The organism is Allobosea massiliensis (assembly GCF_042655245.1).
In the GTDB taxonomy this organism is placed as follows: domain Bacteria; phylum Pseudomonadota; class Alphaproteobacteria; order Rhizobiales; family Beijerinckiaceae; genus Allobosea; species Allobosea massiliensis.
This window is the reverse complement of record NZ_JBHSLU010000120.1, coordinates 1-1825: the sequence shown is the minus strand read 5'-3', so window position 1 is coordinate 1825 and position 1825 is coordinate 1. Positions and strand designations below refer to the sequence as shown.

Here is a 1825-nt window from a genome sequence, read left to right as displayed (position 1 = left end):
GAGTGGCTGGGGTCCACATCGCTCGCTCCAAGATGGCCTGAACAACCCCTTGGAATCACGAGTGCCCCAGTCGCTCAACCCTTTCGGGACGGGCTCTAAGATGTGCCGGTTCTCGCTGCCGCCGGGCTACACACGCACGAAGCCGGTCGAGAAGCCGAAGCTGGGTCCGCTTCTGCCGGTGATCGAAGCGATCCTGGAGGCAGATCGGACATCACCGGTGAAGCAGCGTCATACGGCGAAGCGGATCTTCGAGCGCCTTCGTGACGAGCACGGCTTTGCCGGCGGCTACACGGTGGTGAAGGACCATGTGCGGCTCTGCCGGGCGCGGGGCCGGGAGACCTTTGTTCCGCTGGCGCATCCGCCCGGGCACGCCCAGGTCGATTTTGGCGAGGCGACCGCGGTGATTGGCGGTGTGCGGCAGAAGATCCACTTCTTCTGCTTGGACCTGCCACAGTCGGACGGCTGTTTCGTAAAGGCCTATCCACGCGAGACGACGGAAGCGTTCCTGGACGGTCACGTCTCGGCTTTTGGCTTCTTCGGCGGTGTGCCGCTGTCGATCCTCTATGACAACACGCGCATCGCGGTGGCGAAGATCTGCGGCGACGGCCGGCGTGAGCGGACGCGGGCCTTCACCGAGCTGGTGAGCCACTATCTGTTCCGGGATCGGTTCGGGCGCCCGGGCAAGGGCAACGACAAGGGCAAGGTCGAAGGGCTGGTGAAGCATGCCCGCTCGAACTTCCTGACGCCGATCCCGGTGGCGGCGAGCTTCGCCGAACTGAACGTGATGCTGGCAGAGCGCTGCCGCCGGCGGCAGGGCGAGCGGGCCGGTCGGCATGCGAAGACGATTGGCGAACGGCTCGTGGCCGATCTTGAAGCCCTGCGCTCCTTGCCGGCTGTGCCGCTGGAGCCGTGCGAGAAGCGTGGCGGGCGGGTCTCGTCGACGGCGCTGGTCCGCTATCGGTCGAACGACTACTCGGTGCCGACGGCCTATGGCTTCCAGGACGTGGTGGCGAAGGGCTTCGTCGAGGAGGTCGTGATCCTGTGCCGGGGCGAGGAGATCGCCCGGCACCCGCGCAGCTACGGGACCGGCGTGTTCGTCGCCGATCCGCTGCACTATCTGGCGCTGATTGAGAGCAAGCCGAACGCGCTCGACCAGGCGGCGGCGCTCCAGGGCTGGGACCTGCCCGAGACATTCCAGCACCTGCGCCATCTTCTGGAAGCGCGGATGGGCAATCGCGGCAAGCGTGAGTTCATCCAGGTGCTGCGGCTGATGGAGGCCCTTCCGCGCGAGGTCGTGAGCTTTGCCGTGGGCGAGGCCATCCGACTGGGTGCGATCGGCTTCGATGCAGTGAAGCTGATTGCCCTGGCGCGTCTGGAGCGGCGCCCGGCCCGTCTCAACCTGGCGGCCTATCCGCACCTGCCGAAGACGGCAGTGAAGACGACCTCGGCCGCCGATTATGCCGTTCTCCTGCCTGGAGCGGCGGCATGACGGGCCCGGCGAAGGAGGTGATGCCGGCGGGCACCACCGCGGGAACGCCGCAGGTGCTGCTGGCCCATCACCTCAAGCATCTGAAGCTGCCGACGGTCCTGCGCGAATACGACAAGGTCGCGCGGGAATGCGCCCGGGACGGCGTCGATCATCCCCGCTACCTGCTGCGGCTGGTCGAACTCGAACTGATCGACCGGGAACGGCGCATGGTCGAGCGGCGGATCCGGGCGGCGCGGTTCCCGGCGGTGAAGAGCTTCGACACCTTCGACTTCACGGCGATCCCGAGCCTCAACAAGATGCTCGTGCTGGAACTGGCGCGCTGCGGCTACATCCTGC

At 66.8% G+C, this 1825-nt stretch carries 1 protein-coding gene and 1 pseudogene; both read left to right on the top strand.

Going from position 1 to position 1825, the window contains the following annotated elements; all coding sequences use genetic code 11:
* Positions 1-88 precede the first annotated feature (88 nt).
* Positions 89-1489, top strand: a pseudogene (gene istA / locus ACFPN9_RS26425) (IS21 family transposase); the annotation flags it as partial.
* Positions 1486-1825, top strand: a 340-nt coding sequence (locus tag ACFPN9_RS26420) for an ATP-binding protein (RefSeq protein ID WP_377817918.1), incomplete at its 3' end; no start/stop codon positions are given. The pseudogene istA and the gene ACFPN9_RS26420, both read left to right, overlap by 4 nt.